Origin of the sequence: Micromonospora sp. WMMD812 (assembly GCF_027497215.1) — a bacterium.
Classification (GTDB): Bacteria; Actinomycetota; Actinomycetes; order Mycobacteriales; family Micromonosporaceae; genus Micromonospora.
Window position 1 is genome coordinate 183,920 of record NZ_CP114904.1, and the last position, 26,642, is coordinate 210,561.

Here is a 26,642-nt window from a genome sequence, read left to right on the forward strand (position 1 = left end):
GATCGGTCAGGGACGTTCGGGTTCGCCGGACCGCTCCCACAACGACTTCATCTCGTCGAACGCCTGCTCCATGATCTGCACCATGGCGGCCCGGGCGCGGTCGCCGTCGCGGCGCTGGATTGCCTGGGCCACGTCGGCGTGCAGTTGAAGGGCCTGCTCGTGCGGGTGGTGCGGCATCAGGTGGTAGTGGTGACGACCGGTCAGCACCTCCGCCACCAACTCCTGGAGCTTCACGAACATCTCGTTGCCGGAGGCGAGCAGCACCCGCCGGTGGAACTCGATGTCGAGGCGGAGGAAGCGCTCCTCGTCGCCGGCCTTCCCGGCGGCCCACATCTTCGCGGCCAGGCCGACGAGGTCGCTCGCCTCGTCGTGGTCGACCCGGCCGGCGGCCAGCCACGCCGCGTGCGGCTCGACGGCGGTCCGTAGCTCGGTGATGGACCGTAGCTGAGCCATCCGCCCGGCCGAGGCGAGCCGCCAGCGGATCACCTGTGGGTCGAACACGTTCCAGTCGTTCGCCGATCGGATCAGCACGCCGACCCGGCGTCGGGTCTCGATGAGCCCCATCGCGGCGAGGACCCGCAGGACCTCGCGGACGACCGAGCGGGACACCGCGTAGCGCTCGACCAGGTCGTCGATGTTGAGCACCGAGCCCGCGGCCACGTCGCCGCCGCAGATGGCGGTGCCGAGGTGCTCGAGGACGCGTGCGTGCAGCCCGGCCTCGACCACGGTCGCCTGGGCGGGAACGACCACTGAGGAGGACCGGTCCACGGCACGGATCATATCAGTTAGCCATCAGCTCTTGAATAAATCAGATCTATGGCCCTAACATCCCGACGTTAAGCGGATGTTTCGACCAGGTGGTGCTCTTCCCCCGGGGCGGCGACCACGACAGAAGGAGTGGATGACGTGCGGCGTCGATCGATGATCGGTACTTCTCTGGCCGTGGTTGCCGCCATGGGCCTGGCGGCCTGTGGCGGCGGCGGCGAGGACAGTGGCGCCTCCGACACGGTCCGGGTCACCCTGGCCAACCACGTGTGGACGGAGAACATCAAGAAGGCCCTGCCCGAGTTCGAGAAGCAGAGCGGGCTCAAGGTCGAGGTGACCCAGCTCGGTGAGGACCAGCTCTCCGACCAGTACAACGTTAAGCTGAACGCGGGCTCCAGCGACATCGACGTGATGATGTACCGCCCCCTGCAGGAGGGGAAGCTGTTCGCCAAGAACAAGTACCTCGCCGACCTGTCGGACCGGGTGAAGTCCAGCGCGGACTGGGACTTCGCCGACTTCCAGGCCGGCCCGGTGGAGGCGACCTCCTACGAGGGCAAGCCGGTCGGCGTCCCCATCATCACCGAGCAGGAGGTCCTGTACTACCGCAAGGACCTGCTGGCGAAGGCCGGCCTGACCGCGCCGCCGAAGACCCTCGACGAGCTCAAGACCGCGGCCGCCAAGGTGCAGCAGAGCACCCCCGGCGTCGCCGGCTTCGTCGCCCGCACCGGCAAGTCGCCGGCGGTCACCCAGTTCTCCAGCTTCCTCTACAGCTTCGGCGGCGACTTCGTCGACGGCGGCGGCAAGGCCTCCGTCAACAGCGACGCCGCCAAGCAGGCGTACGCCTACTACGGCGGGCTCATCAAGGACCACGGCCCGGCCAACGTCAGCACCGACATGAGCTGGCCCGAGGCGATGGCCATCTTCACCCAGGGCAAGGCCGCGTTCTACACCGAGGCCAACTCGCTCTACAAGAACGCCACGGACCCCACCAAGTCCAAGGTCTCCGACACCGTCGGGTTCGCGCCCTTCCCGGCCGGCCCCGCCGGGTCCAAGCCGTACAACATCCCCTCCTGGGCGCTGGGCATCAACGAGGGCTCCGAGAACCAGAGCAACGCCTGGAAGTTCATCGAGTGGGCGACCGGCAAGCAGCAGACCCTCGCGCAGCAGAAGTCCGGTGTGCCGAGTGCCCGTACCTCCGTCTGGGCCAACCCGGAGGGCACCTCGACCTACCCGAAGGACCTCGCCGACGCCATCGCCGCCAGCACTCAGGCCGGCGTCGGCCACGACCGGCCGCTGGTCGTGAAGGTCGCCGAGGCCCGGGAGATCGTCGGCCAGCCGATCGTTGACGCGATCACCGGCAAGGACGCGGCCGCCGCGGCGGACACCGCCAACGCGGCGTTCCAGAAGTTCCTGGACGACGAGGCCAAGTAAGCCGTGCCTGAGTGGCGGGGGCCGACCGGCCCCCGCCACCCCGCGCCGGTCCGCCCACCCCGGAGACCTGATGGCTACCGTCACCACCCCCACCGCGGCGCCCCGCGGCGCCACCCCCACGCCCGACACGCCCGCCTGGGCCCGCTGGGCCAACGACCACCGCAAGTGGCTCTTCGCCGCCCCCGCCATGGCCTTCGTCGCCGCGCTGATCATCGTGCCGCTGGCCTGGACGGTGTACCTCAGCCTCACCGACGCCGAGGGCTCGGTCCGCGCCGAGTCCGAGTTCGTGGGCGTCCGGAACTACCTCGACGTGCTCTCGGACACCGACCGCTTCTGGCCGGCCGTCGGACGGACGGTCGCGTTCACCGGGGTCGCCCTGCTCTTCGAGGTCGTCCTGGGGATGGCGATCGCGCTGCTGCTGTGGCGGCCGTTCCGGGGCCAGAAATGGGTCCGGGTCGCCATCCTCATGCCCCTGGTCGCCACCCCGGTCGCCGTCGGCATGATGTGGCGGCTCATCTTCGACCCGAACATCGGGCTGGCCAACCAGGTCCTCGGCTGGATCGGCATCGGCCCCCAGCCGTGGCTCGCCGGGCAGCACTCGGCACTGCCCACCACGATCTTCATCGACATCTGGCAGTGGACCCCGATGGTCGTGCTGATCCTGCTCGCCGGGCTGACGTCGCTCTCCGACGAGCCGCAGGAGGCGGCGCGGATCGACGGCGCCAGCAGTTGGCAGCGGTTCCGGCACGTCACCCTGCCGCTGCTGATGCCCACCGTGATCGTCGCGATCCTGCTGCGCGGCATCGACGCGCTGAAGACCTTCGACATCCTGTACGCCACCAAGGGCCGCGGCGGCGGGTCGTTCCACGAGGTGGAGACGCTGAACGTGTACGCCTACGGCCTGAGCTTCGACTACAACGAGTACGGCGTCTCCTCGACGGTCCTCATCCTCTTCTTCCTGATCATCATCGGGTCCATGTGGGCCCTCACGTACCGCCGGAAGGAGGCGCGGCGATGACCTCCCGTGGCCCGTACCGGGTGTTCCGGGCGGTGGCGCTCGCCCTCGTGGTGCTCGCGCTGCTCGCCCCGCTGCTGTGGATGATCGCGGCGTCGTTCAAGACCAACGTGGACATCTACGACACCAGCAAGGCACTCCTCTTCTCGCCCACGCTGGACAACTACGTCACCGTCCTCCAACAGGCCAACTACGTCCAGTTCATCGGCAACAGCCTCTGGGTGGCGTTCGCGGCCACCGTGCTGTCGCTGATCCTCGGGGTGCCCGCCGCGTACTCGATGAGCCGGTTCAACATGAAGAAGTCGGCGCTCGTCGTGCTCATGGCCCGGGTGATCCCCGGCGTCTCGCTGCTGGTGCCCTGGTACTACGTCTTCTCCAACGTGCGGATGGTCGGCGGGTTCACCGTGCTGATCCTGAGCCACATGTTCGTGTCGCTGCCGCTGGTCGTCTACATCATGATGGGCTTCTTCGACGGCATGCCCCTCGAACTGGAGGAGGCCGCGCTGGTCGACGGCCTCACCCACATCGGCGCGTTCCGCCGGATCACCCTGCCGCTGGCCGTGCCGGGCATCGCCACCGCCGGCATCCTGTCGTTCATCTTCTCCTGGAACAACTTCATGTTCGCCCTCGTGCTCTCCGGCGCCGACACCAAGACCCTGCCGGTGGCGATCTTCGACTTCGTCGGCTACGCGAGCATCGACTGGGGCGGGCTGATGGCGGCGGCCACCGTCGTCACCCTGCCGATCATGCTGATCGCCCTCTTCGTGCAGAAGTACGTCGTCTCCGGGCTCACCGCCGGCGCGACCAAGGGCTGAGGCGCATGACCACGATCGGCCGCATCGAGACCTTCCTCGTCGCCCCCCGCTGGCTCTTCGTCCGCGTCGAGACCGACTCCGGGATCGTCGGCTGGGGCGAGGCCACCTGCGAGGGCCGCTCCGAAACCGTCCGCACCGCCGTCGAGCAGCTCGGCGAGCTGCTCGACGGCCGGGACGCGCTGCGGATCGAGGACCACTGGCAGGTGATGACCAAGGGCGCGTTCTACCGCGGCGGCCCGATCCTGGCCAGCGCGGTGTCCGGACTGGACCAGGCGCTGTGGGACATCGCCGGCAAGCACTACGGCGCGCCGGTCCACCAACTGCTGGGGGGCCCGGTCCGCGACCGGATCCGGGTCTACGGCTGGGTCGGCGGCGACGAGCCGAACGAGGTCCGCGACCACATCGCCGCGCAGGTGGCCGCCGGTCTGACCGCGGTCAAGATGAACGCGTCCGGGCGGATGAGTCCGGTCGCCTCGGTCGCCGAGCTGGACGGGGTGGTGCAGCGGGTCGCCGCCGCCCGCGAGGTGCTCGGCGAGCACCGGGACGTCGCGGTCGACTTCCACGGCCGGTTCACCCTCGCCAACGCCCGCCGGGTCGCGCCGCTGCTCGAACCGTACCGGCCGCTGTTCCTCGAGGAGCCGGTCGTGCCGGAGAACTCCCACCTCATCGGCGACTTCGTCCGGTCCACCACCACACCGGTCTCGACGGGGGAGCGGCTCTACAGCCGCCAGGAGTTCCTGCCCGTCCTCCAGGCCGGCATCGCGGTCGCGCAACCGGACCTCTCGCACGCGGGTGGCATCACCGAGGTGCGCAAGATCGCCACGCTCGCCGAGGTCTATGACGCGCAGCTCGCCCCGCACTGTCCACTCGGCCCGCTGGCCCTCGCCGCCTGCCTCCAGATCGGCTTCGCCACGCCGAACTACCTGATCCAGGAGCAGAGCATCGGCATCCACTACAACCTCGGCGCGGAGGTCCTGGACTACTGCCTGGACCGCACACCGCTGACCTTCGTCGACGGGCACGTCGAGCGCCTCACCGCGCCGGGCCTCGGCATCGACATCGACGAGCGGGCGGTCCGCGCGGCCGACCAGCGCGGCCACGCCTGGCGCAGCCCGACGTGGCGACACCCCGACGGCTCCTACGCCGAGTGGTGACCGCGACCACCGACCACCCTCGCACCAACGAGAGAGGCACCCCGTGAAGATCGTCGCAGCGGACGTCATCGTGACCAGCCCCGACCGCAACTTCGTGACCCTGAAGATCACGACGGACGACGGCGTCACCGGCCTGGGCGACGGCACCCTCAACGGACGGGAACTGTCCGTGGCGTCGTACCTGCGCGACCACGTCGTGCCGCTGCTGATCGGCCGCGACCCGCACCGCATCGAGGACACCTGGCAGTTCCTCTACCGATCGGCGTACTGGCGGCGCGGCCCGGTGACCATGGCCGCCATCGCCGCCGTCGACGTCGCGCTCTGGGACATCAAGGCCAAGGCGGCCGGCATGCCGCTGTACCAACTGCTGGGCGGGGCGTCCCGCACCGGCGTCATGGCGTACGGCCACGCCTCCGGCCGGGACCTGCCGGAGCTGTTCGACTCGATCCGCCGGCACCTCGAACTCGGCTACCGGTCGATCCGGGTGCAGACCTCCGTGCCCGGCATCAACGCCGTCTACGGCGTCGCCGCCCAGCCCAGCGCCGACGGCCGGCGCTACGACTACGAGCCGGCGCAGCGCATCCCGCTGCCCGCCGAGGAGGACTGGGACACCCGCGCCTACCTGCGCCACCTGCCCGGCGTGTTCGAGGCGGTCCGCAACGAGTTCGGCCGGGAGCTGCCGCTGCTGCACGACGGGCACCACCGGATGACCCCAATCCAGGCCGCGCGGCTCGGCAAGGACCTGGAGCCGTACGACCTGTTCTGGCTGGAGGACTGCACGCCCGCCGAGAACCAGGAGGCGCTGCGGCTGGTCCGCCAGCACACCGTCACGCCGCTGGCCATCGGCGAGGTCTTCAACACGGTGTGGGACTACCAGACGCTGATCCGGGAGCAGCTGATCGACTACGTCCGGTCCGCCGTCACCCACACCGGCGGGATCACCGCGATGCGCAAGCTGCTCGACTTCGCCGCCCAGTACCAGATCAAGTCCGGCATCCACGGCCCGACCGACATCTCACCGGTCGGCATGGCCGCCGCGCTCCACCTCGACCTGGCCATCCACAACTTCGGCATCCAGGAGTACATGCCGCACGGCGCGCTCACCGACGAGGTGTTCCGGCAGTCGTTCACCTTCGCCGATGGCTACCTCCACCCGGGCGACCGACCGGGCATCGGGGTCGACCTCGACGAGGAGGCCGCGGCCCGGTTCCCGTACGTGCCGGCCTACCTGCCGTTCAACCGCCTCAAGGACGGGACGGTCCATGACTGGTGAGCGGTTCCCCGACGGCGGGAGCCGCACCCGGCACGTCGTGGTGATGGGCGTCTCCGGCGCCGGCAAGACCACCGTGGCCCGGGGGATCAGCGAGCTGACCGGGCTGCTGTTCGCCGAGGCCGACGAGTTCCACTCCGCCGCGAACGTGGCGCGGATGCGCTCGGGCGTGCCGCTGGACGACGACGCCCGGTGGCCCTGGCTGCGCGATCTCGCCGCCTGGATGGCCGACCGCGGCACGGAGGGCCGGTCGACCGTGCTGGCCTGCTCGGCTTTGAAGCGGTCGTACCGGGACGTGCTGCGCCAGGGCCCGCCGGCGGTGGACTTCGTGCACCTGGACGGGTCGGCGGAGATCATCCGGGACCGGCTCGCCCGCCGCACCGGGCACTACATGCCGGCGAGCCTGCTCGAATCACAGCTCGCCATCCTGGAACCGGGCGAGCCGGACGAGTCGGTGCTGGTGCTCGACGTCTCGCTCACGGCGGACGACCTCGTGGCGGCGGCGGTCGACGGCCTCGACCTGGCGGCCGCCAGCCCGGTGGGGGAGCGCTAGTCGGCGCGAGCGACGGTGGCGTCGTCGTCGGGCACGGCGGGTGTGGGCGTCGGGGCGCCGGACTGTCGGCGCCGGCCGCTACGGTCCGGGCATGGTGACCGTCGCCGACGTCCGCGCCCTGGCCCGGACGCTGCCCCGCAGCACCGAGCACCTGATCCGCGACCGGGTGAAGTTCCGGGTCGGGTCGATCGTCTACGTCGCGTTCAGCCGCGACGAGGCGACGATGGGCTTCGGCTATCCCAAGGAGGAGCGGGACGGGCTGATCGCCGCCGAGCCGGAACTCTTCTTCCTGCCCCGCCCGTCCGACCTGCGCTTCCACTGGGTGTGCTGCCACACCGCCCGCCTCGACCACGACCACATGACCGAGCTGGTCACTGAGGCGTGGCGGATGGTCGTGCCGAAGTTCCTCGCCCGGCAGCGCCTCGGCGACTGACCGCGCGGTCGCGGGGTCCCGCGCCGGGCGCCGGGCGGGCGACCGACGCGGGCCCGGCGCGTCAGGCGAGCGCCTCGGTCTGCCCGATGAACGCGATGGTCCGCTCGGTCACGAGGTCGGGGGAGTGCAGGGGCAGGTCGTGGCCGGCGCCGGGCACGACCTCGACGCGGCCGTCGGGCAGCAGACGGCGAAGCCGGTCCGCGACCTGGCCCGCGTCGTACATCTGGCTCCGTTCGCCAAGCAGCACCAGGGTCGGCACGGTGACCGCGCGCAGCTCGGCGTCGGTGAGGGTGGGCGGCGTGGGCAGCCGGCGGCGGAACCGCATCGTCGCGGCCGCGAGGCGCATGAGGTCGTCGTCGCGCAGGGTGGCGTTGCGCAGCCACCGCGCCAGGCGTCGGCGGAGGGGCGCCGGGGTGAGCCCCGCGAGCCCGCCGGCGATCACCCAGAACAGGAACCGGCCGGTGATCCGGCCGAATCCGGCCGGGTCGAGCAGCGTGATCGTGGCGGCCCGGTTGGGGGCGTGGAGGGCGTGCCGCACCGCGATCCAGCCGCCGTAGGAGCAGCCGACGAGGTGGGCGCGCTCGATGCCCAGCGCGGTGAGCACCTCGTCCAGCCAGCGGGCCAGGTCGCGGCCGTCGCCGACCGGCGCCCGCTGGTCGGAGCCGCCCGGCTCGCCGACCGGGTCGACGGCGACCACCGGGACCGCCTCGCCCAGCCGGGCGACATGGCGGTGCCACGACAGGGAATTGCCGCCGGCGCCCGGCAACAGGACGACCGGGACGCCGTCGCCCCGGCCGGTCCGGTGGACGCGGGTGGGGCCGAGCGACGTGGCCACGTCGAGCGACTGCCGGTCCACCGGCCACAGTCGATCGAGCCCGCGCGTGTAGACGGCCAGGTAGGCCGCCCGCGCTCGGTCACTGGTGAATGCGCTGATCCGTTGCTCCGTCACGGTGACCTCCGATCCGGCGGTCCGCTTTTATGGTACGAGCGTACCATCAAAGATGGTATGATCCGTTCGGCCGGAGACGGAGCACAGTGCCCAGACGAGTCGACCACGACCTGCGGCGCCGACAGATCGGCGAGGCGCTGCTGCGCATCGCCGACACGCGCGGCCTCCACGCCACGAGCCTGCGCGACGTGGCGGCCGAGGCGGGCGTGTCCCTCCGGCTGGTGCAGTACTACTTCCACACCCGCAACGAGCTGCTGCTCGCCGCGCTCGGCTACCTCGGCGAACAGCTGTCCGCGCGGGTCCAGCGGCGGGTTCGCGCCCTCGGCGCACCGCCGACCCCGCGCGACGTCCTCTACGGCACCCTCACCGCGATCCTGCCCACCGACGCCGAGAGCCGCCGGCTGACCAGGACCTACGCGGCGTACTACGCCCTGGCCCTCGCCGAGCCGGCCCTGGCCGCCGAGCACGGCGCGACCTATCCGGACGCGCTGGAGCGCTTCCTCGCCGGCTACCTACGCGCGGCCCAGGAAGCCGGTGACGTCGACCCGGCTCTCGACGCGGCGACCGTCGTCGCCGGGCTGCTCGCCCTCACCAACGGTCTGGGGTCCAGCGTGCTCGGTGGTCAGCGCGACGGAGAGGCCGCGCTGGCCATCCTCACGTACCACCTCAACCGCCTGTTCCACCGTGGCCGGTGACGCTCACCGGCCGGGGACCGTCGCCGGAGGAAGCGCCGCGTCGTCGTCCAGCCGGCCCCCGAGGTCACGCCAGGGCAGGCCGACGTAGTTCTCGGCCAGGCTCGTGGCGTACGCGCGGGAGCTGGCCACGTACCGCAGCGTCGAGGACTGCAGCCGGGCCTCGTACGGGTCGTCGGTGGCCAGCCGGTGCAGCATCGAGGTCATCCACCAGGAGAAGTGCTGCGCCCGCCACACCCGGCGTAGGGCGGTCTCCGAGTAGCCGTCCAGCAGGTCCGTGCGTCCCTCGCCGTACCAGGCGGCGAACGCCTCACCGAGCAGCGCCACGTCGGCCAGCGCGAGGTTCATGCCCTTCGCGCCGGTGGGCGGGACGATGTGCACGGCGTCGCCGGCCAGGAACAGTCGCTGCCACCGCATCGGCTCGACCACGAAGCTGCGCATCGGGGTGACGCCCTTCTCCAGGATCGGCCCCTCGTTGAGCGACCAGCCCGGCACCGTCTCCAGCCGGGCGCGCAGCTCCGCCCAGATCCGCTCGTCCGGCCAGTCGGCGATGTCCTCGTCCGGCGCGACCTGGAGGTAGAGCCGGGAGATCTCCGGCGAGCGCAGGCTGTAGAGGGCGAAGCCCCGATCGTGGTTGGCGTAGATCAGCTCGTCCACCGCCGGGGGTGCGGCGGCCAGGATGCCGAGCCAGGCGAACGGGTATGTCCGCTCGAACGTCCGCAGCACCCCCTCGGGTACGGCGCCCCGGCTCACCCCGTGGTAGCCGTCGCAGCCGACCACGAAGTCGCAGTGCAGCTCCTCGTCGCGGCCGTCCCGGCGGAGGTGGATCACCGGGGCGGAGTCGAGGTCCGCCAGGCGCACCGCCTCGGTCTCGAAGAGGATCGAGCCGCCGGCCGCGAGGCGGGTGGCGATGAGGTCCTTGACCACCTCCTGCTGCCCGTAGACGGTGATCGCCCGGCCGGTCAGCTCCGTCATCGGCACCCGGTGCGACTCCCCGTCGAAGCGCAGCTCGATGCCCTCGTGCCGCATCCCCTCCCGCTGGAGCCGCTCGCCGACCCCGGTGCGGCACAGCAGGTCCACCGACCCCTGTTCCAGCACCCCGGCCCGGACCCGCTGCTCGACGTACGCCCGGCTGCGGCTCTCGACCACCACCGACTCGATGCCGTGCAGGTGCAGCAGGTGCGACAGCATGAGCCCGGCCGGTCCCGCTCCGACGATGCCGACCTGGGTACGCATCCGTGCCTCCTCGTTCTCCGCCACGCCGTTCCCGGCGGCCACCAGCCTGCCCCCACCGGCGGCCGATCGCCCCACCGGGTTTCCGTCCAGTGGAAGGTTCGTCAGACCGGCCGGTCGCGTCCCGCCCACAGCGCCGCCGTCGCCATCACCACCGCCGCGACGCAGAGCGCGCCGAGCGGCAGGCCCCACCCGCCGGTCCGGTCGCGGAGCACGCCGACGAGCAGCGGACCGGTGGACCCGACCAGGTAACCGACCGACTGCACCGTGCCGGACAGGTCGCGGGCGCCCTGCGGAGTCCCCGCGCGCAGCACCAACAGGGCCAGCGCGAGCCCGATGCCCGCACCTTGCGCCAGGCCGGTGACGGTCGCCCAGAGCAGGTACAGCGACGGCGCCACCAGCAGCCCGAGCAGACCCGCGCCCCAGGTGGCGGCCACCAGCACACCGAACCCGCGCTGGCTGCGCAGTCGTGAGGCCAGGGCGGGCGCGGCCACCGCGGTGGCGATACCGAGCAGGTTGAACAGCCCGAGCGCCCAGCCGGCGCCGGCCGCCGACACGCCCGCGTCCCGGACGATGGTCGGCAACCAGGCGAGCAGGGCGTAGTAGGTCAACGACTGCATGCCCATGAAGGCGGCCAGCGCCCAGGTGACCGGGGAGCGGAGCACCGAGGTGCGGCCCACGGCCAGCACCGGGGCCACGTGCCGGCGCCGCAGCTGAGGTAGCCAGGCGAGGGCGGCGACCGCGGCCAGCCCGCCCCCCAGCAGCAGGGCGCCCCGCCAGCCCAGCCCGGTGTGCGCCAGCGGGGCGGCGACCGCGGCCGCGACGGCCGCCCCGCCGGTCAACGCCGCCGTCGTCAACGCGGTCACCGGGCCCTGCCGGTCGGGGAAGTCCTGCTTGACCACGCTGGGCACCAGCACGTTGCCGACCGTGATCCCGGCGCCGATGACCACCGTGCCGGCGACCACCCACCAGAGTCCTGGCGTCGCGCGCAGCACACTGCCGGCGAGGATGCCGAGCATCGCGGCCAGCAGGGCCGTCTCGACGCCGATCCGCCGGCCGAGCAGCGCGGCGAACGGCGACAGCAGCCCGAAGCAGAGCACCGGCAGCGTGGTCAGCAGCCCGGCGGCTCCGCTGCCCAGGTGCAGGTCGGCCCGGACGTCCGGCAGCAGCGGCGCGAGCGCGGCGATGGCGGCGCGCAGGTTGAGCGCCAGCAGGAGCACGCCGAGCAGCGTGACCGGCCCGGCCGCGCGCGCCGGGACGGTGCGCCCACCGGTCCGCGACGGATCGTCCGTCACCCTCATGCGCTGGCCGCCGGGCGGTCCGTCCGGCGCCGCGGCGCGATGGCGTGCTGCAACGTCGGGTACGGGTCGTCCGCGGTGGCGGCCAGCCGGGCGGCCACCTGCTCGGCCGCCGCCCGCAGGGCGGGCGCCAACCGCTCCGGCGCCGCGCCGAGGCTGTGCCCGACGACACCGATCGACGCCACCGCCGTGGCGTCCGCGCCGAGCACCGGCACGGCCACCGAGCAGGAGCCGAGGGTCATCTCCTCGCTGGTCCGGGCCCAGCCCCGCGCGCGGACGGCGGCCAGCTCCCGGGCCAGGCGGCCGGGCTCGGTGACCGTGTACGGCGTGCACCGGGCCAGCGGCCGGCGCAGGTGGGCCGCCACGACCTCGGGCGGGGCGAAGGCGAGCAGCGCCTTGCCGACACCGGTGGCGTGCAGCGGCAGGCGGCCTCCGACCCGGGAGATGATCGGCACCGCCCGGTGCCCGGTCACCTTCTCCACGTAGAGCGCCTCGTCGCCGTCGCGGACCGCCAGGTGCACGTTCTCCCGTACGGCCGTGTGCAGGTCCTGGAGGAACGGCAGCGCCACCTCACGCAGCCGGGTGTGCAGTGGCGACAGCAGTCCGGCCTCCCACAGCCGTACGCCGATGCGGTAGGCGCCGTCGGGCTCGCGGGTCAGGGCGCGCCACGCGACCAGCTCGCCGACCAGGCGATGGGCGGTGGCCAGCGGCAGCCCGGCGCGCCGGGCGAGGTCGCTGAGGGTGAGGGCCGGATGGGCCACGTCGAACGCGCCGAGGATGGCGAGCACCCGGGCAGTCACCGACGTGCCCGGGGCCCGGATTCCGCCCGCCACGGTGGTCTCCCTCGATCAGAACGGGTACCGGGTGACGTCGCCCTGCACGGTGATCCACCGCGTCTCGGTGAACGCCTCCACGTTCGCCGCCGCGCCGCCGAAGCGCGACCCGGTGCCCGAGGCGGCCACCCCGCCGAACGGCGCCACCGCCTCGTCGCCGACGGTCTGGTCGTTGATGTGCACGATGCCGCTCGGGATCCGGTCGGCCAGGGCCATCGCCTTCATCACGTCGCGGCTGAGGATGCCCAGGGACAGCCCGTACTCGGTGTCCCGGGCCAGTGCCACGGCCTCGTCCGGATCGGCGAAGGTGATCACCGGGGCGACCGGGCCGAACACCTCCTGCGCGTACGCCGGGGTGGTGGGGGTGACGTCGGCGAGCACGGTCGGGCGGTAGAACAGGCCGTCGTAACGGCCACCGGCGGCCAGCCGCGCGCCGGCGTCCACACTGGCCGTGACCAGCGTGTGGATCTTGTCACGCTGTCCCTCGTCGATGATCGGCCCGAGCGCCACCTGCTCCTTGGCCGGGTCGCCGACGGGCAGGTGGTCGGCCTTCTCGGCCAGCGCGGCGACGTACCGGTCGGCCAGGCGCTCGTGGACCAGGTGCCGGCCGGTGGTCATGCAGATCTGCCCCTGGTGCAGGAACGAACCCCAGGCGCCGGCGGAGACCGCGAGGTCCAGGTCGGCGTCGTCGAGTACGACGAGCGCCGAGTTGCCGCCGAGTTCCAGGTGCGCCCGCTTGAGGTGGCGGGCGGCGGCCTCGCCGACCCGGCGCCCGGCCGCGGTCGAGCCGGTGAAGCTGACCACCCGGACGTGCGGGTCGGCGACCAGCGCCTCCCCGGTCTCCACCCCGCCGGGCAGCACGTGCAGCAGCCCCTCGGGCAGCCCCGCCTCCTCGAAGATCCGGGCGATGGTCAGGCCGCCGGAGACGGCGGTGCGCACGTCCGGCTTCAGCACCACCGCGTTGCCCAGGGCCAGCGCGGGCGCGACCGAGCGGATCGCCAGGATGAGCGGGAAGTTGAACGGGGCGATGACGCCGACCACGCCGACCGGCACCCGGCGCACGAGGCTCAACCGGGGCTGCGCGCTCGGGATGATCTCGCCGAGCGGGCGGGAGGCGAGCGCCGCGGCCTCGTAGCACTCCTGCGCGGCGGTGTCGGTCTCCACCCCGGCCTTGGGCGGGATCGATCCGGCCTCGCGCACGAGCCAGTCACCCACCTCGGCGGCGTGCCGCTCCCAGAGTTGCCCGGCCCGGCGCAGCACCGCGGCGCGTTCCAGGTAGCTGGCCGCTGCCCACGCCTGCTGCGCCTCGGCGGCCCGGGCGCAGGCGCGCGCCACGTCGTCGGCGTTCGCCACGCCGACCACGCCGATCTCGTCGCGGGTGGCGGGGGAGCGCACCGCTGCCGTCCCGCCGGTCGCCTCCACCCAGCCGTCGCTGTAGAGGGTGCCGTGCCAGGTGCCGGCGTCGAGCAGAGTCATGGCGGTCTCCTTGCGGGATGGCCGACGCGGAGCGCCGGTAGGGGTCAGGGTTCGAAGTGGGTGTCGACGCGCACCGGCACGTCGAGCAGGAGCGGTTCGGTACGGCGGGCGAGCGTCGGCACCACCTCGTCGAGGACGGCCAGGAGTTCGGCGTGGCCGCCCACCCGGCGGGCGGGGCAGCCGAGGGCGTGCGCCAGGCCGTGCACCGAGACGTCCTCGAAGGCCGGCCAGGGCGCCTTTCCGCCCGCTTTGTCGGCGAGCCGGTCCATGACGGCGTACCGGCCGTTGGAGAGGACGACGAACAGCGCGCCGCAGCCGTACCGCGCGGCGCTCCAGAGCCCCTGGATGCCGTAGAGCGACGAGCCGTCGCCGAGCACCGCGACGACCGGCCGGGTCGGGTCGCCCATCCGCAGGCCGGCCGCCGCGGGCAGGGCGAACCCGAGCCCGCCCATGGCCGCGCTGATGAAGCCGCGGGGTTCCCGGGCGGGGAGCAGCCGGTGCAGCTCCGGCCGGGACGACGGGGTCTCCTCGACCAGCACGACGTCGCGGGGCAGCCGCTCGGCGAGCGCGGCGAAGACGTGCGCGGCCCGCATCGGTTCGCCGGCTGCCGGCGGCTCGACGGTCTCGGCGCGCGGTGCCGGCGCCGGCACCCGCCGGGGCGTCACCTGACCGGCCACCGCGGCGCAGAACGCCGCCGGGTCGGCGAGCACGGCGAGGTCCGCCCGGCTGTGGTGCAGCTCGTCCGGGTCGCCGGAGACCACCGCGACGGCCAGGCCGTCCGGCACCAGCGGACCCGGCTCGTACGGGTACTGCCGGAACGCGCCGGTGCCGACGACGAGGGCCAGGTCGTGCGCCGCGAGCGCCGCACGCAGCCGGGACCGGCCGGCCGGCAGGTGCCCGGCGAAGCGCGGGTGGTCCTGCGGGAAGCCGGCGCGGGCCCCGAACGCCTCCTGCCAGACCGGTGCCCCGAGCCGGTCCACCAGCGACACCAGCGCGTCCCAGGCACGTCGGTCGTCGGCGCCGGCGCCGACGACCACCACCGGGTTCGCCGAGCGGTCCAGCAGCCGGGCCACCTCCCCGGCGGCCGGGCCGACGGCCGGCTCCGCGCGCAGCACGGTCGCCGGCGCGGCCAGCCCGAGCGCCGGGTCCACCGGCGCGGACCAGTCGTCCATCGGCACGACGACGAGGGCCGGGCCGCGGTGCTGCACCGACTCGTGCCACGCCCGCCGGATCGCCGGCGGCACGTCCTGGGCGAGGGCCGGCTGGTTGACCCAGACCGGGTACGGCCCGGCCAGCCCGTCCAGCTGCCCGGCGAGGAACGGCTCCAGCGCCAGGTGCCGGCGGTCCTGCTGGCCGACCACCACCACCAGTGGCGCCCGGTTGACCCGGGCGGTGGCCAGTGCCCCGACGGCGTTGCCGAGCCCGGCCGTGGTGTGCAGGTTCACGAACGCCGGTCGGCCGGTCGCGATGGCGTGCCCGGTGGCCATCCCGACCACCGAGCCCTCGTGCAGGGCGAGGACGAACTCCAGGTCGTCGGGCAGGTCCGCGAGGAACGCGACCTCCGTCGAGCCGGGATTGGCGAAGATGCGCTGCATCCCGTACCGGCGCAGGACGTCGAGGGTGGCCTCGCGCACCGTCGTCATGCGGGCTCCACCGCGCCGTGCTGCTTCTTGGCCCGCTGGATCTGCGCGAAGACCTGCCCACGGAGTTCACCGAAACGGGCCGAGGACCTGGTGGTGAGCTGGTCCCGCTCGTCCGGCAGGTCGACGGCGATGTCGTCGAGCACCACCGTCGGCGCGGAGGAGAGCACCAGCACCCGCTGGCCCAGGTAGACGGCCTCGTCGATGTCGTGGGTGACGAACAGGGTGGTCACCCCGAGGCGCTGCCACAGCGACCGGACCAGATCCTCCAGGTCCGCGCGGGTCTGCGCGTCGACGGCGGCGAACGGCTCGTCCATCAGCAGGATGTGCGGCTCGTACGCGATCGCGCGCGCGATGGCGACCCGCTGCTGCATGCCGCCGGAGAGCTGCCACGGGTACGCGCCGTGCACGTCGCCGAGGCCGACGGCGTCCAACGCCTGGTGGACCAGCTCGGTCCGGCGCGCCTTCGGCAGCTTCTTCTGCTTCAGCGGCAGCTCGACGTTCTTCCGGACCGTCATCCAGGGGAAGAGGCTGCGACCGTACTCCTGGAAGACCACCGCCATGCCCGGCGGCGGGCCGTCGACCGGCGTGCCCTCCAGCACCACCTCGCCGTCGGTCGGCGCGAGCAGGCCGGCGATGCACTTGAGCAGGGTGGTCTTGCCGGCGCCGGACGGGCCGACCACACAGACGAGGTCGCCGCGCGCGACCGCGAACGTCAGGTCGCGGACGGCCTCCACCGAGCGGCCGTGGCCCTCGTACACCTTTCGTACGCCGCGCACGTCGAGCAGCACCTCGGTGCGCGTGGCGGACTGGGTCTGCGTCTCACTCATGACGCTCATCGACTCCCCCCTCGCTGCGCCTGGCGCAGACCGAAGTACCAGTTGAGGGCTCGCCGTTCGAACAGCCGCATGAGCGTGGCGAGCAGGAACCCGAGCAGACCGAGCAGCAGGATGCCGGTCCACATCTCTGTGACGGCGAACGTCCGCTGGAACTGGATGATGCTGAACCCGAGTCCGTTGCTGGCGGCGAACATCTCGCTGATGACCATGAGGATGATCCCGATCGACAGGCCCTGCCGCAGGCCGGTGACGATCTGCGGGCTGGCCGAGCGGACGACCAGGTGCCAGAGCCGGGCCGGGCCGTGCAGGCCGTAGCAGCGGGCCGTCTCGACCAGCACCTCGTCGACGGCGCGGACCCCCTCGACGGTGTTGAGCAGGATCGGCCAGACGCAGCCGGAGACGATCACCAGCACCTTCATCGTGTCGCCGATGCCGGCGAAGAGCATCAGCACCGGCACCAGCACCGGCGGCGGGATGGCCCGGAGGAACTCGAGCACCGGCTCGCAGAACGCCCGCAGCCGGCGGGACGATCCGATCGCCACGCCGAGCGTCACGCCGAGCGCGACGGCCAGCAGGAAGCCGCCGAACAGCCGCAGAAGGCTGGGCAGGACGTCCACGCGCAGGCGGTCGGAGTGCAGCCACACGTCGTCGACGTTGGCGAGGATGTCCGACAGCGGCGGCAGGTAGTAGCTCTCGCTGTCGGCGGTCAGGAACCACCAGAGGGCGAGCAGCGCGACCGGTAGCGCGAGCGCGGCCAGCGTCGCCCGGGTGACGCGACGGGCGAGTCTCACGGCACCTCCCGGCGCAGGGACGGGTGCCAGGACAGCAGCCACCGTTCGAGCCGGCGGGCCAGCACGTTGACCGCCACGCCGAGCAGCCCGGTGACGACGACCAGCGCGTACATCCGGGCGACCGCGCCGCCGGACTGCGCCACCCCGATCTCGTTCCCGAGACCAGGCGCGCCGATGATGAGTTCGGCGGTGATGGCGAGGATCAGCGCGACGGCCGCGGCGAGGCGGACGCCGGTGAGGACGTACGGCAGGGCGGTCGGCCAGGTGACGTGCCGGATGCGCGCCCAGCGGCGCAGCCCGAAGGTGCGGGCGGTCTCGCTCGCGACCGGGTCGACGTCCTGCACGCCGTAGAGCACCTGGACCAGCACCTGCCAGAACGAGGCGTAGACGACCAGCAGGAGCACCGAGCGCAGTTCGGTGCCGAAGACCAGCACGGCGAGCGGGATGAGCGCCACCGAGGGGATGGGTCGGAGGAACTCGACGGTCGAGCCCGTGAACTCCCGCAGCACCGGGACCGTGCCGACGACGAAGCCGACGGTGACACCGAGGGCGACGGCGATGACGAGGCCGAGGAACCAGCCCCGCACGGTGTCGCCGAGCGCGGTCCAGAAGGCGGCCTCGCCGACGAGGTCGGCCAACGCGACCGCGACCCGGCTCAGCGGCGGCAAGAAGTCCGGCGAGACGAGGCCGGCGCGCGGCACCGCCTCGAGCAGGGCCAGGAAGGTGCCGAAACCGAGCACGCCCAGCAGGGAGTTGCCGCCGCCCAGCCGGCCGGCCCGGGGCTTCCGGACCGGCGCGGCGAGCGTGGACGACGACGTCACGGGAGCAGCTCCGCGACGTCGACCTTCTCCTTGACCAGCCCGTCGGTGAGCATCAGGTCGGCCAGCGTCTGGACCGAGTCCCGGTTGATCTTGCCGGACCAGGCCGGCAGCGTCATCTTCTCGGCGACCGCCGGGTCGATCTTGGCGTACGACGGCAGCACCGCCCGCGCCTCGTCCGGGTGCTCCTGCGCGTACGCCAGGGACTTCTCGATGGCCGCCGTGAAGCGCTTGGTGAGGTCGGCCTTCTGCTGGATCGTCTTCTCGGTCGTGAAGTAGGCCGCGATGGTCAGGTTCGGCGCGGTGTCGACGAAGTTCGAGGCGATCACCTTGGCGCCCTGGTTCTGGGCGACGGTGAAGAACGGCTCGACGATCCAGGCGGCGTCGACCCGCTTGCCGGCGACGGCGGCGGGCATGTCCGGGAAGGGCAGCTCGACGAACTTGACCGACGACGGGTCGCCGCCGGCCTTGCGGATGGAGGCGCGCACGGTGGTGTCGCCGATGTTCTTGAGGTTGTTCACGGCCACGGTCTTGCCGGCCAACTGGGCGGCGCTGGTGATCGGGCTGTCCTTCGGCACCACGATCCCGCCGAAGTCCTTGCCCTGCTGGCCGGTCGAGGAGTTGCCCTCCGCGATCGCCTTCAGCGGCAGCTTCTGCGACCGGGCGACGATGAGCGAGACCAGGTTGCCGAAGGCGAAGTCGAACTCGCCGCTGACCACACCCGGCACGGCGGCCGCGCCGCCGGTCGTGTTGACCACCTCCACCTCGATGCCCACCTCGGTGAAGAAGCCCTTCTGGATGCCGAGGTGCAGCGGCGCGACGTCCACGATGGGGATGGCGCCGACCTTGACCTTCGTGGTGCCGCCGCCCTGTCCACCCGGCTCGTCGGCATCGGAGGAACCACAGGCGGTGGTGGCTGTGAGCAGTGCTGCGACGGTTATGGCGCTGATGACGAGACGGCGCATGCAGGTACTCCCGCGTCCGGTGGTCCCGGGAGGGACCGGAAGTGGTGGGCCTCCGAACCGGAGGAGCCCCCGGGGGTGTTCGTCGTATTGCTCGTCGGCTTGTTCGCTAGCCGAACGGCTGTTCTCATATAGAACGTTGGCACGTGGCCTGGCTCACGTCAACGGGTCGCCGCAACATTTCTGCAACGTGCCGGATGCCCTCCCGCCGACCGCTCGTCGTGCGTTGACGGATGCCGTTGCGGGGGATTACGTTCGAGATAAGTACGGCAGTCCGCATAGCGAACAGTGCGCGGTCCGCAGGGATTCGCGGGAGGCGGGGAGGCTCATGGCGAAGCTCGTCTCGCTGGCCGAAGGCGTGGCGGACCTGGTCCGCGACGGCGATGTGGTGGCCCTGGAAGGGTTTACCCACCTCATCCCGTTCGCCGCCGGACACGAGATCATCCGTCAGGGACGGCGGGACCTGACCCTCGTCCGGATGACACCCGACGTCATCTACGACCAGCTCATCGGCGCCGGCTGCGCCCGCCGCCTGGTCTTCTCCTGGGGCGGCAATCCCGGTGTCGGCTCACTGCACCGCTTCCGTGACGCGGTGCAGAACGCCTGGCCGGGACCACTGGAGCTGGAGGAGCACAGTCACGCGGGCATGGCCAACCGCTACGTCGCGGGCGCGTCCGGCCTCCCGTTCGCCGTGCTGCGCGGCTACACCGGCACCGACCTGCCGCGCCACACGACCAACATCCGGACCATCACCTGCCCGTTCACCGGCGAGGAGCTCACCGCGGTCCCCGCGCTGCGTCCCGACGTCACGGTCGTGCACGCGCAGCGCGCCGATCGGGCCGGCAACGTGCAAATGTGGGGCATCACGGGCGTGCAGAAGGAGGCCGTGCTGGCCGCGCACCGCTCCCTGGTCACCGTCGAAGAGGTCGTCGACGAGCTGGAACCCGTTCCCGGCCAGGTCATCCTGCCGGGCTGGGCGGTCACCGCGGTGGCCGAGGCGCCCGGCGGAGCGCACCCCTCCTACGCCCAGGGCTACTCGGTGCGGGACAACGACTTCTACGTCGGCTGGGACGCGATCAGCCGTGACCGTGACAGCTTCCAGGACTGGTTGCAGCGGCAGGTGCTGAAGGCGGAGGCGATGGCGTGAGCGGGGAGTACACCGCCGACGAGATGATGACGGTGGCCGCCGCGCGGCAGTTGCGCGACGGCACCGCCTGCTTCGTCGGGATCGGGCTGCCCAGCACGGCGGCGAACCTGGCCCGGGCTACCCACGCCCCGCACCTCGTGCTCATCTACGAGTCGGGCTGCCTCGGCGCGAAACCCGACCGGCTCCCGCTGTCCATCGGCGACGGCGTGCTCGCCGACACGGCGGACGCGGTCGTCTCCGTGCCCGAGGTGTTCAACTACTGGCTGCAACCCGGCCGCATCGATGTCGGGTTCCTCGGCGCCGCCCAGCTCGACCGGTACGGCAACATCAACACCACGGTCATCGGCGGTGACTACGACGACCCGTCGGTGCGCCTGCCCGGCGCCGGAGGCGCCCCGGAGATCGCCGCCTCGTGCGGGGAGGTCGTGGTCATCGTCCGGCAGAACCTGCGCACCTTCATCGAGCGGGTCGACTTCGTCACCTCGGTCGGGTACGGCACCGGACCGGGCGACCGGCGACGGCTGGGCCTGCGCGGCGGCGGTCCCCGGATGGTCATCACCGATCTCGGTGTCCTCGAGCCGGCACCGGACACCTGCGAACTGACCCTCACCCGCCTGCACCCCGGCGTCACCGTCGAGCAGGCCCGGGCCGCCACCGGCTGGGCCCTCGCCGTCGCCGACCACCCGGTCACGAACGAGGCGCCGACGGCGGACGAACTCGCCGTGCTCCGTGCCCTGGAAGCGACGAAGGGAACCCGATGAGCCGCGAGGTCTACATCCTCGACGCCGTGCGCACCCCGATCGGCCGGTACGGCGGCGGCCTCGCCGGCGTACGCCCCGACGACCTCGCCGCCCACGTCGTGCGGGAGGTCGTCCGGCGCAGCCCCGGCCTCGACCCCGCCCGCATCGACGACGTGCTGTTCGGGAACGCGAACGGCGCGGGAGAGGACAACCGGAACGTCGCCCGGATGGCTGTCCTGCTGGCCGGCCTGCCCCCGTCGGTGCCCGGCGCCACGGTCAACCGGCTCTGCGGCTCCGGCCTGGAGGCGGTGATCGGCGCGTCCCGGGCGATCGCCCTCGGCGACGCGTCGGTCTGCGTCGCCGGCGGCGTCGAGTCGATGAGCCGGGCGCCCTGGGTGCTTCCCAAGCCCGAGCAGGGCTATCCGCGGGGGCACGAGACCCTGCACTCGACCACGCTCGGCTGGCGACTGGTCAACCCCCGGATGCCGACACAGTGGACCATCCCGCTCGGCGAGAGCGCCGAGATCCTCGCCGACCAATACAAGATCACCCGGGAGGAGCAGGACGCCTTCGCGCTGCGCAGCCACCGGTTGGCCGCCCGGGCCTGGGACGACGGCGCGTACGCCGCCGAGGTGAGCCCGGTGCCCGACACCGTGCTGGAGCGGGACGAGAGCATCCGGCCGGACACCACAGTCGAGGCGCTGGCCCGCCTCAAGCCCGTCTTCCGCGCCGACGGCACGGTGACCGCCGGCAACGCCTCCCCGCTCAACGACGGCGCGAGCGCCCTGCTGCTCGCCGACCGCGCGGGCGCCGACGCGGTCGGGCGGGAGCCGCTGGCCCGGATCGTCTCCCGGGCGGCCACCGCGGTCGAACCCCACCTGTTCGGTATCGGCCCGGTGGCCGCCGCGCGGGAGGCCCTGCGCCGGGCCGGCCTCGACTGGGGAGACCTCGACGTGGTCGAGCTCAACGAGGCGTACGCGGCGCAGTCCCTCGCCTGCCTGGCCGAGTGGCCCGAACTCGACCCGGACCTCGTCAACCCGCGGGGCGGCGCCATCGCCCTCGGGCACCCCCTCGGGTCGTCCGGGTCCCGCATCCTCGGTTCGCTCGCCTGGCAGCTGCACCGCCGCGGCGGCGGGCGCGGCCTCGCCGCCATCTGCATCGGCGTCGGCCAGGCGCTGGCCGTCGTGCTGGAAGCCTGACAGGAGAGGACCATGACGCAGGAGACCGCCCACCCGACCGGCAGCCGGCTGGTGCTGCCGCGGTACCGGCGTGACGACGTCGACGCGCATCCACCGCTGCTCAGCCCGGGTTACGGTTCGACGGTGCTGCGCGCGCCGCGGCAACCGCTCACCTACCTGCCGCAGCGGCTGACCGAGGTCACCGGCCCGCTGCTGGGCGAGGGACGGCTCGGCGAGTTCGACCACGACCTCACCCGCCAGCACGACGGTGAGCCGCAGGGGCAGCGGATCATCGTGCACGGCCGCGTCCTCGACGGCGACGGCCGGCCGGTCCCGCGCACGCTGGTGGAGATCTGGCAGGCCAACGCCGCCGGGCGCTACCGCCACGCGATCGACACCTGGCCGGCCCCGCTCGACCCCCACTTCGAAGGGGTGGGCCGCGCGCTCACCGACGACCACGGCCACTACCGGTTCGTCACCGTCCAACCCGGCGCCTATCCCTGGAAGAACCACGACAACGCGTGGCGGCCGGCGCACATCCACTTCTCCCTGTTCGGCCGCGCCTTCACCCAGCGGCTGGTCACCCAGATGTACTTTCCTGGCGACCCGCTCTTCTTCCAGGACCCGATCTTCAACTCGGTCCGCGACCCGAAAGCCCGGGAGCGCATGATCGCCCGGTACGACCACGCCACCACCGCGCCGGAGTGGGCGCTGGCGTACGAGTTCGACATCGTGCTGCGGGGCCGCGAGGGCATCCCCTTCGAGGACGGGGACGACGATGAGTGAACGGCTCGGCGTGACGCCCGCCCAGACCGTCGGGCCGTACCTGCACATCGGCCTGCGCTGGCCCGACGGCCCGTACGTGGTGCCCGAGGGCACTCCGAGCGCGTTCTGGATCCGCGGCCGGATCGTCGACGGCACCGGTGAGCCGGTGGTCGACGCGCTGGTGGAGAGCTGGCAGGCCGACCCGGACGGGCGGTTCGACCACCCGGACGACCCGCGCGGCGCCCGACCCGCCGCCATCCCCGGCTTCCGTGGCTTCGGCCGCAGCGAGACCGACGCGGCGGGGGAGTACCGCCTGTTCACCGTCAAGCCCGGCCCGCTGCCCACACCGGACGGCGACACCGAGGCGCCCCACCTCACCCTGTCCGTCTTCGCCCGGGGCCTGCTGCACCGCGTCGTGACCCGGATCTACTTCCCCGACGAGCCCGCCGCGAACGCCGCCGACCCGGTACTGACCGGCATCGTTGCCGACCGCCGCGACACGCTGCTGGCGACTCCGGCGCCGGACGGGCTCCGCTTCGACATCCGCCTGCAGGGAGACCATGAGACCGTCTTCTTCGCCGTCTGACCGCTTGCTCGGCGGGCTGTCCGGTGCCCCGGACGTCGACGCGCAGCTCGGCGACGCGGCGCTGCTGCAGGCGATGCTCGACGTGGAGGCCGCGCTCGCCCGCGCCGGCGCGGACAACGGCGTGCTGCCCGCCGCCGCCGCGGAGGCGATCGCCGCGCAGTGCCACGCCGAGAGGTACGACCCGGCGGCGCTGGGCCGGGCCGCCGACGCCGCCGGCAACCCGGTGGTGCCGCTGGTCCGTGAGCTGACCGCCCGGGTCGCCGAGTCCGCCCGGCCGTGGGTGCACCACGGCGCCACCAGCCAGGACGTGCTCGACACCGCGCTGGTCCTGGTGGCGGTGCGGGCCGCCGCGCCGCTGCTGCGCCACGTCGCCGTCGCCGCCGACGCCGCGGCCGGCCTCGCCGACACCCACCGCGCGACCCCGCAGGTCGCCCGCACCCTCGGGCAACAGGCGGCTCCCACCACGTTCGGGCTCACCGCCGCGCAGTGGCTGCTCGGCCTGGCGCAGGCGCGGGCCGGGCTGGCGCAGGCGTGCAGCGCGCTGCCCGCACAGCTCGGCGGCGCGGTCGGCACCCTCGCCGCGCTCGGCCCGGCCGGGCCGGCGGTGGCCGAGAGGTTCGCCGCGCACCTGGGCCGGGTCGCCCCGCCGCTGCCGTGGCACACCCGTCGCCAGCCCCTGCTCGACCTCTCGGCCGCGCTCGGCGGGCTCCTCGCGGCCACCGGCACCGTCGCCGTCGACGTCGGCCTGCTCGCCCAGACGGAGGTCGGCGAGGTGGCCGAGGGTGGCGCCGGGCGCGGCGGTTCCTCGGCCATGCCGCACAAGCGGAACCCGGTCGACTCGATCCTGATCACCGCCGCCGCACGGCGTGGCCCCGGTCTGGTCGCCACCCTGTTCGGCGCCGCCGTGCAGGAACAGCAGCGCGCCACCGGCGGCTGGCACGCCGAGTGGGAGCCGCTGCTCGACCTGCTGCACCTCGCCGGCGGGGCGTCCGCCCGGACCGCCCGGATGCTGGCGGGGCTGCGGGTGTTCCCCGACCGGATGCGGGCCAACCTGGACACCGCCGGCGGGCTGGTCCTCGCCGAGGCGGTCGCCGCCCGGCTGGCACCGGTCCTCGGTCGCGGCGCCGCGCACGACCTGGTCACCCGCGCCGCCGCCCGGCCCGACTTCCGCGCGGCGCTGCTCGCCGACCCCGACGTGCGGGCGCACCTCTCCGAGACGGATGTCGACGAGGCGCTCGACCCGCGCGGCTGGCTCGGGTCGGCCGACCGATTCGTCGACCGGGCGCTGGCGATCCACCGCGGGGCGGCGGCATGACCTCCCGGCTGCACGCCACCGTGGACGGACCGTCGGACGCGCCGGTGCTCGTGCTCGGCAGCTCGCTGGGAACCACCGGCGCCATGTGGCAGCCGCAGGTCCCGGCCCTCGCCGAACGGTTCCGCGTCGTCCGGTACGACCACCTCGGGCACGGTCGCTCGGCGGTGCCGTCCGGGCCGTACACGATCGACCAGCTCGGCCGGGAACTGCTGGCACTCCTCGACGACCTCGACGTCCCGCGCGCGCACCACGCGGGCCTCTCCCTCGGCGGCATGGTCGCGATGTGGCTGGCCGCCCACGCCCCCGACCGGGTGGACCGCTTGGCGGTGCTCTGCACCTCCGCGTCGCTCGGGCCGCCCGAGGCGTGGCGGGCCCGGGCGGCGACGGTACGGGTCGCCGGCCCGGAGGCGATCGCCGACGCGGTCGTCAGTCGCTGGTTCACCCCGGCCCTCGCCACCGTCCGGCCGGACGTGGTCGCCGCGCACCGGGCCCTGCTGACCGCCGTCCCCGCGACGGGCTACGCGGCCTGCTGCGAGGCGATCGCCGGTATGGACCTGCGCGACGACCTTCCGGCGGTCCGGGCTCCGACGCTCGTCGTCGCCGGCGCGGACGACCCGGCGACGCCGGTCGGGCACGCCCGCGAGATCGTCGAGCGGATCCCCGGGGCACGCCTGGCCGTCCTGGACCGGGCCGCGCACCTGGCCAGCGTCGAGCAGCCCGAGCAGGTGACCCGCCTGCTGATCGACCACTTCGCGCACGGGGCGGTGAACGGATGAACGACCACGAACGCCGGGACGCCGGCATGGCGGTCCGCCGGGAGGTCCTCGGCGACGCGTACGTCGACCGGGCGGTCGCCGACACCGACGGGTTCACCGCCGACTTCCAGGACCTCATCACCCGGTACGCCTGGGGCGAGATCTGGAACCGGCCCGGCCTGGACCGGCGGACCCGCAGCTGCATCACCCTCGCGATCCTCGCCACCCTGCACCACGACGAGGAGCTCGCGATGCACGTCCGGGCCGCGCTGCGTAACGGGCTGACCCCGGAGGAGGTCGGTGAGGTCCTGCTGCAGGTCGGCATCTACGCTGGCGTACCGGCGGCGAACCGGGCGTTCAAGGTGGCCCGACAGACCCTGCGGCAGGAGGCCCAGTGACGGAGGAGGCGACGCGGACCCCCGAGTTCGTCCAGTCGCTGGAACGCGGGCTCGCCGTCATCCGCGCCTTCGACGCCGAGCATCCGCAGCTCACCCTCAGCGAGGTGGCCCGGCTGACCGGTCTGACCCGGGCCGCCGCGCGCCGGTTCCTGCTCACCCTGGTCGAGTTGGGCTACGTGCACACCGACGGCCGACTCTTCTCGCTGCGGCCGCGGATCCTCGACCTCGGCTACGCCTACCTGTCGAGCCTGAGCCTGCCGGAGGTCGCGCAGCCGCACATGGAGGCGCTGGTCGCGCAGGTCCACGAGTCCTGCTCGGTCTCCGTGCTCGACGGCGACGAGGTGGTCTACGTCGCCCGCGTCCCGACCAAACGGATCATGACGGTGGGGATCAGCGTCGGCACGCGGTTCCCGGCGTACGCCACCTCGATGGGACGGGTACTGCTCGCGGCGCAGCCGGCGGAGTGGCTGGACGACTACCTGGCCACGGCGGAGCTGCGCCCGTTGACGCGGCGCACCGTCACCGACCCGGCCAAGCTGCGCGCCCTGCTCACGAGGATCGCGATCCAGGGGTACGCGATCGTCGACCAGGAGCTGGAGGAGGGGCTGCGCTCCCTGGCCGCGCCCGTCCACGGTGAGAACGGGTCGGTGATCGCGGCGGTGAACGTCTCCGCCCATGCCAGCCGCGGGTCGTTCGAGGTGATCCGTCGGGAGCTGCTGCCGCCGCTGCTGGCCACCGCGAAGCGCATCGAGGAGGACCTGCGGGCCGGACCCGGCCGCTGAAGCCAGGGC

28 protein-coding genes are annotated in these 26,642 nt (G+C 73.1%); 17 read left to right on the forward strand and 11 right to left on the reverse strand.

The genetic code is table 11. The features are described 5' to 3' along the window. Positions 1-6 precede the first annotated feature (6 nt). On the reverse strand, positions 7-768 hold the full coding sequence (locus O7603_RS00750) for an FCD domain-containing protein (RefSeq protein ID WP_281573717.1): 762 nt from the start codon (positions 766-768) through the stop codon (positions 7-9). A 153-nt stretch (positions 769-921) separates the two neighbouring features. Between O7603_RS00750 and O7603_RS00755 the strand changes: the two genes are divergently transcribed. The 7 genes from O7603_RS00755 (at position 922) to O7603_RS00785 (ending at position 7,436) form a co-directional block, all read left to right on the forward strand. Further along, entirely contained in the window at positions 922-2,196 is a 1,275-nt protein-coding gene (locus O7603_RS00755) for a sugar ABC transporter substrate-binding protein (RefSeq protein ID WP_281573718.1), read from the forward strand. A gap of 70 nt (positions 2,197-2,266) precedes the next feature. Continuing rightward, positions 2,267-3,214 carry a sugar ABC transporter permease gene (locus O7603_RS00760; protein WP_281573719.1) on the forward strand — a complete coding sequence of 316 codons (948 nt, stop codon included), beginning with the start codon at positions 2,267-2,269 and terminating at the stop codon, positions 3,212-3,214. Beyond that, positions 3,211-4,026 carry a carbohydrate ABC transporter permease gene (locus O7603_RS00765; protein ID WP_281573720.1) on the forward strand — a complete coding sequence of 272 codons (816 nt, stop codon included), beginning with the start codon at positions 3,211-3,213 and terminating at the stop codon, positions 4,024-4,026. The genes O7603_RS00760 and O7603_RS00765 overlap by 4 nt, the downstream gene beginning before the upstream one ends. A gap of 5 nt (positions 4,027-4,031) precedes the next feature. Further along, complete coding sequence (dgoD, locus tag O7603_RS00770; protein ID WP_281573721.1) at positions 4,032-5,180, forward strand: galactonate dehydratase; 1,149 nt, start codon at positions 4,032-4,034, stop codon at positions 5,178-5,180. 43 nt (positions 5,181-5,223) lie between these two features. Further along, the gene (gene manD, locus O7603_RS00775) at positions 5,224-6,453 is read left to right on the forward strand and encodes a D-mannonate dehydratase ManD (RefSeq protein ID WP_281573722.1); all 1,230 of its coding nucleotides are present in this window, start codon (positions 5,224-5,226) and stop codon (positions 6,451-6,453) included. Next, complete coding sequence (locus O7603_RS00780) at positions 6,443-7,003, forward strand: gluconokinase (protein ID WP_281573723.1); 561 nt, start codon at positions 6,443-6,445, stop codon at positions 7,001-7,003. Before manD ends, O7603_RS00780 begins: the two co-directional genes overlap by 11 nt. 91 nt (positions 7,004-7,094) lie before the next feature. Further along, complete coding sequence (locus O7603_RS00785; RefSeq protein WP_281573724.1) at positions 7,095-7,436, forward strand: MmcQ/YjbR family DNA-binding protein; 342 nt, start codon at positions 7,095-7,097, stop codon at positions 7,434-7,436. Positions 7,437-7,497: 61 nt separating this feature from the next. Here the strand turns inward: O7603_RS00785 and O7603_RS00790 are convergent, their stop codons facing one another. Continuing rightward, a complete protein-coding gene (locus tag O7603_RS00790) occupies positions 7,498-8,385 on the reverse strand; it encodes an alpha/beta hydrolase (RefSeq protein ID WP_281573725.1) in 888 nt (295 codons plus the stop codon). 86 nt (positions 8,386-8,471) lie between these two features. On the opposite strand from O7603_RS00790, the gene O7603_RS00795 reads away from it, so the two are divergent. Continuing rightward, positions 8,472-9,080 (forward strand): TetR/AcrR family transcriptional regulator, encoded by a 609-nt coding sequence (locus O7603_RS00795; protein ID WP_281573726.1) that lies wholly within the window; start codon positions 8,472-8,474, stop codon positions 9,078-9,080. A 3-nt stretch (positions 9,081-9,083) separates the two neighbouring features. On the opposite strand, the gene O7603_RS00800 is transcribed toward O7603_RS00795, so the two are convergent. The 9 genes from O7603_RS00800 to O7603_RS00840 form a co-directional block, all read right to left on the reverse strand. After that, positions 9,084-10,313 carry a 4-hydroxybenzoate 3-monooxygenase gene (locus O7603_RS00800; RefSeq protein WP_281573727.1) on the reverse strand — a complete coding sequence of 410 codons (1,230 nt, stop codon included), beginning with the start codon at positions 10,311-10,313 and terminating at the stop codon, positions 9,084-9,086. A 101-nt stretch (positions 10,314-10,414) separates the two neighbouring features. Next, positions 10,415-11,605 (reverse strand): MFS transporter, encoded by a 1,191-nt coding sequence (locus tag O7603_RS00805; RefSeq protein ID WP_281573728.1) that lies wholly within the window; start codon positions 11,603-11,605, stop codon positions 10,415-10,417. 2 nt (positions 11,606-11,607) lie between these two features. After that, entirely contained in the window at positions 11,608-12,441 is an 834-nt protein-coding gene (locus O7603_RS00810; protein ID WP_281573729.1) for an IclR family transcriptional regulator, read from the reverse strand. Between the two features lie 15 nt (positions 12,442-12,456). Continuing rightward, the gene (locus O7603_RS00815; RefSeq protein WP_281573730.1) at positions 12,457-13,917 is read right to left on the reverse strand and encodes a benzaldehyde dehydrogenase; all 1,461 of its coding nucleotides are present in this window, start codon (positions 13,915-13,917) and stop codon (positions 12,457-12,459) included. Between the two features lie 44 nt (positions 13,918-13,961). Further along, on the reverse strand, positions 13,962-15,560 hold the full coding sequence (locus O7603_RS00820) for a thiamine pyrophosphate-binding protein (protein ID WP_281573731.1): 1,599 nt from the start codon (positions 15,558-15,560) through the stop codon (positions 13,962-13,964). Continuing rightward, positions 15,557-16,387 carry an ABC transporter ATP-binding protein gene (locus O7603_RS00825; RefSeq protein WP_281573732.1) on the reverse strand — a complete coding sequence of 277 codons (831 nt, stop codon included), beginning with the start codon at positions 16,385-16,387 and terminating at the stop codon, positions 15,557-15,559. Before O7603_RS00825 ends, O7603_RS00820 begins: the two co-directional genes overlap by 4 nt. Positions 16,388-16,392: 5 nt before the next feature. After that, positions 16,393-17,187, reverse strand: coding sequence for an ABC transporter permease subunit (locus tag O7603_RS00830; protein WP_281573733.1), 795 nt, complete (start codon positions 17,185-17,187; stop codon positions 16,393-16,395). Beyond that, positions 17,184-18,008, reverse strand: a complete 825-nt coding sequence (locus tag O7603_RS00835) for an ABC transporter permease (RefSeq protein WP_281573734.1) — start codon at positions 18,006-18,008, stop codon at positions 17,184-17,186. Before O7603_RS00835 ends, O7603_RS00830 begins: the two co-directional genes overlap by 4 nt. After that, entirely contained in the window at positions 18,005-18,970 is a 966-nt protein-coding gene (locus O7603_RS00840; protein ID WP_281573735.1) for an ABC transporter substrate-binding protein, read from the reverse strand. The genes O7603_RS00835 and O7603_RS00840 overlap by 4 nt, the downstream gene beginning before the upstream one ends. 325 nt (positions 18,971-19,295) lie before the next feature. Here O7603_RS00840 and O7603_RS00845 point away from each other — a divergent pair, with 325 nt between their 5' ends. From O7603_RS00845 to O7603_RS00885, 9 genes are read left to right on the forward strand one after another with little or no spacing between them, the layout of a single operon-like run. Continuing rightward, positions 19,296-20,114 (forward strand): CoA-transferase, encoded by an 819-nt coding sequence (locus O7603_RS00845; RefSeq protein ID WP_281573736.1) that lies wholly within the window; start codon positions 19,296-19,298, stop codon positions 20,112-20,114. A gap of 23 nt (positions 20,115-20,137) precedes the next feature. Then, positions 20,138-20,875, forward strand: coding sequence for a CoA-transferase (locus O7603_RS00850; RefSeq protein WP_348651100.1), 738 nt, complete (start codon positions 20,138-20,140; stop codon positions 20,873-20,875). Continuing rightward, on the forward strand, positions 20,872-22,053 hold the full coding sequence (locus O7603_RS00855; RefSeq protein ID WP_281573738.1) for a thiolase family protein: 1,182 nt from the start codon (positions 20,872-20,874) through the stop codon (positions 22,051-22,053). The genes O7603_RS00850 and O7603_RS00855 overlap by 4 nt, the downstream gene beginning before the upstream one ends. Before the next feature lie 12 nt (positions 22,054-22,065). Beyond that, positions 22,066-22,818, forward strand: a complete 753-nt coding sequence (pcaH, locus tag O7603_RS00860; protein ID WP_281573739.1) for a protocatechuate 3,4-dioxygenase subunit beta — start codon at positions 22,066-22,068, stop codon at positions 22,816-22,818. Further along, a complete protein-coding gene (gene pcaG / locus O7603_RS00865; protein ID WP_281573740.1) occupies positions 22,811-23,383 on the forward strand; it encodes a protocatechuate 3,4-dioxygenase subunit alpha in 573 nt (190 codons plus the stop codon). Before pcaH ends, pcaG begins: the two co-directional genes overlap by 8 nt. Continuing rightward, on the forward strand, positions 23,358-24,698 hold the full coding sequence (gene pcaB / locus O7603_RS00870) for a 3-carboxy-cis,cis-muconate cycloisomerase (RefSeq protein WP_281573741.1): 1,341 nt from the start codon (positions 23,358-23,360) through the stop codon (positions 24,696-24,698). The genes pcaG and pcaB overlap by 26 nt, the downstream gene beginning before the upstream one ends. Beyond that, positions 24,695-25,474 (forward strand): 3-oxoadipate enol-lactonase, encoded by a 780-nt coding sequence (gene pcaD, locus O7603_RS00875; protein ID WP_281573742.1) that lies wholly within the window; start codon positions 24,695-24,697, stop codon positions 25,472-25,474. The genes pcaB and pcaD overlap by 4 nt, the downstream gene beginning before the upstream one ends. Further along, positions 25,471-25,851 (forward strand): 4-carboxymuconolactone decarboxylase, encoded by a 381-nt coding sequence (gene pcaC, locus O7603_RS00880; protein WP_281573743.1) that lies wholly within the window; start codon positions 25,471-25,473, stop codon positions 25,849-25,851. Before pcaD ends, pcaC begins: the two co-directional genes overlap by 4 nt. Beyond that, positions 25,848-26,633: an IclR family transcriptional regulator gene (locus O7603_RS00885; RefSeq protein WP_281573744.1), complete on the forward strand. Its 786-nt coding sequence runs from the start codon at positions 25,848-25,850 to the stop codon at positions 26,631-26,633. The genes pcaC and O7603_RS00885 overlap by 4 nt, the downstream gene beginning before the upstream one ends. Positions 26,634-26,642: the final 9 nt, after the last annotated feature.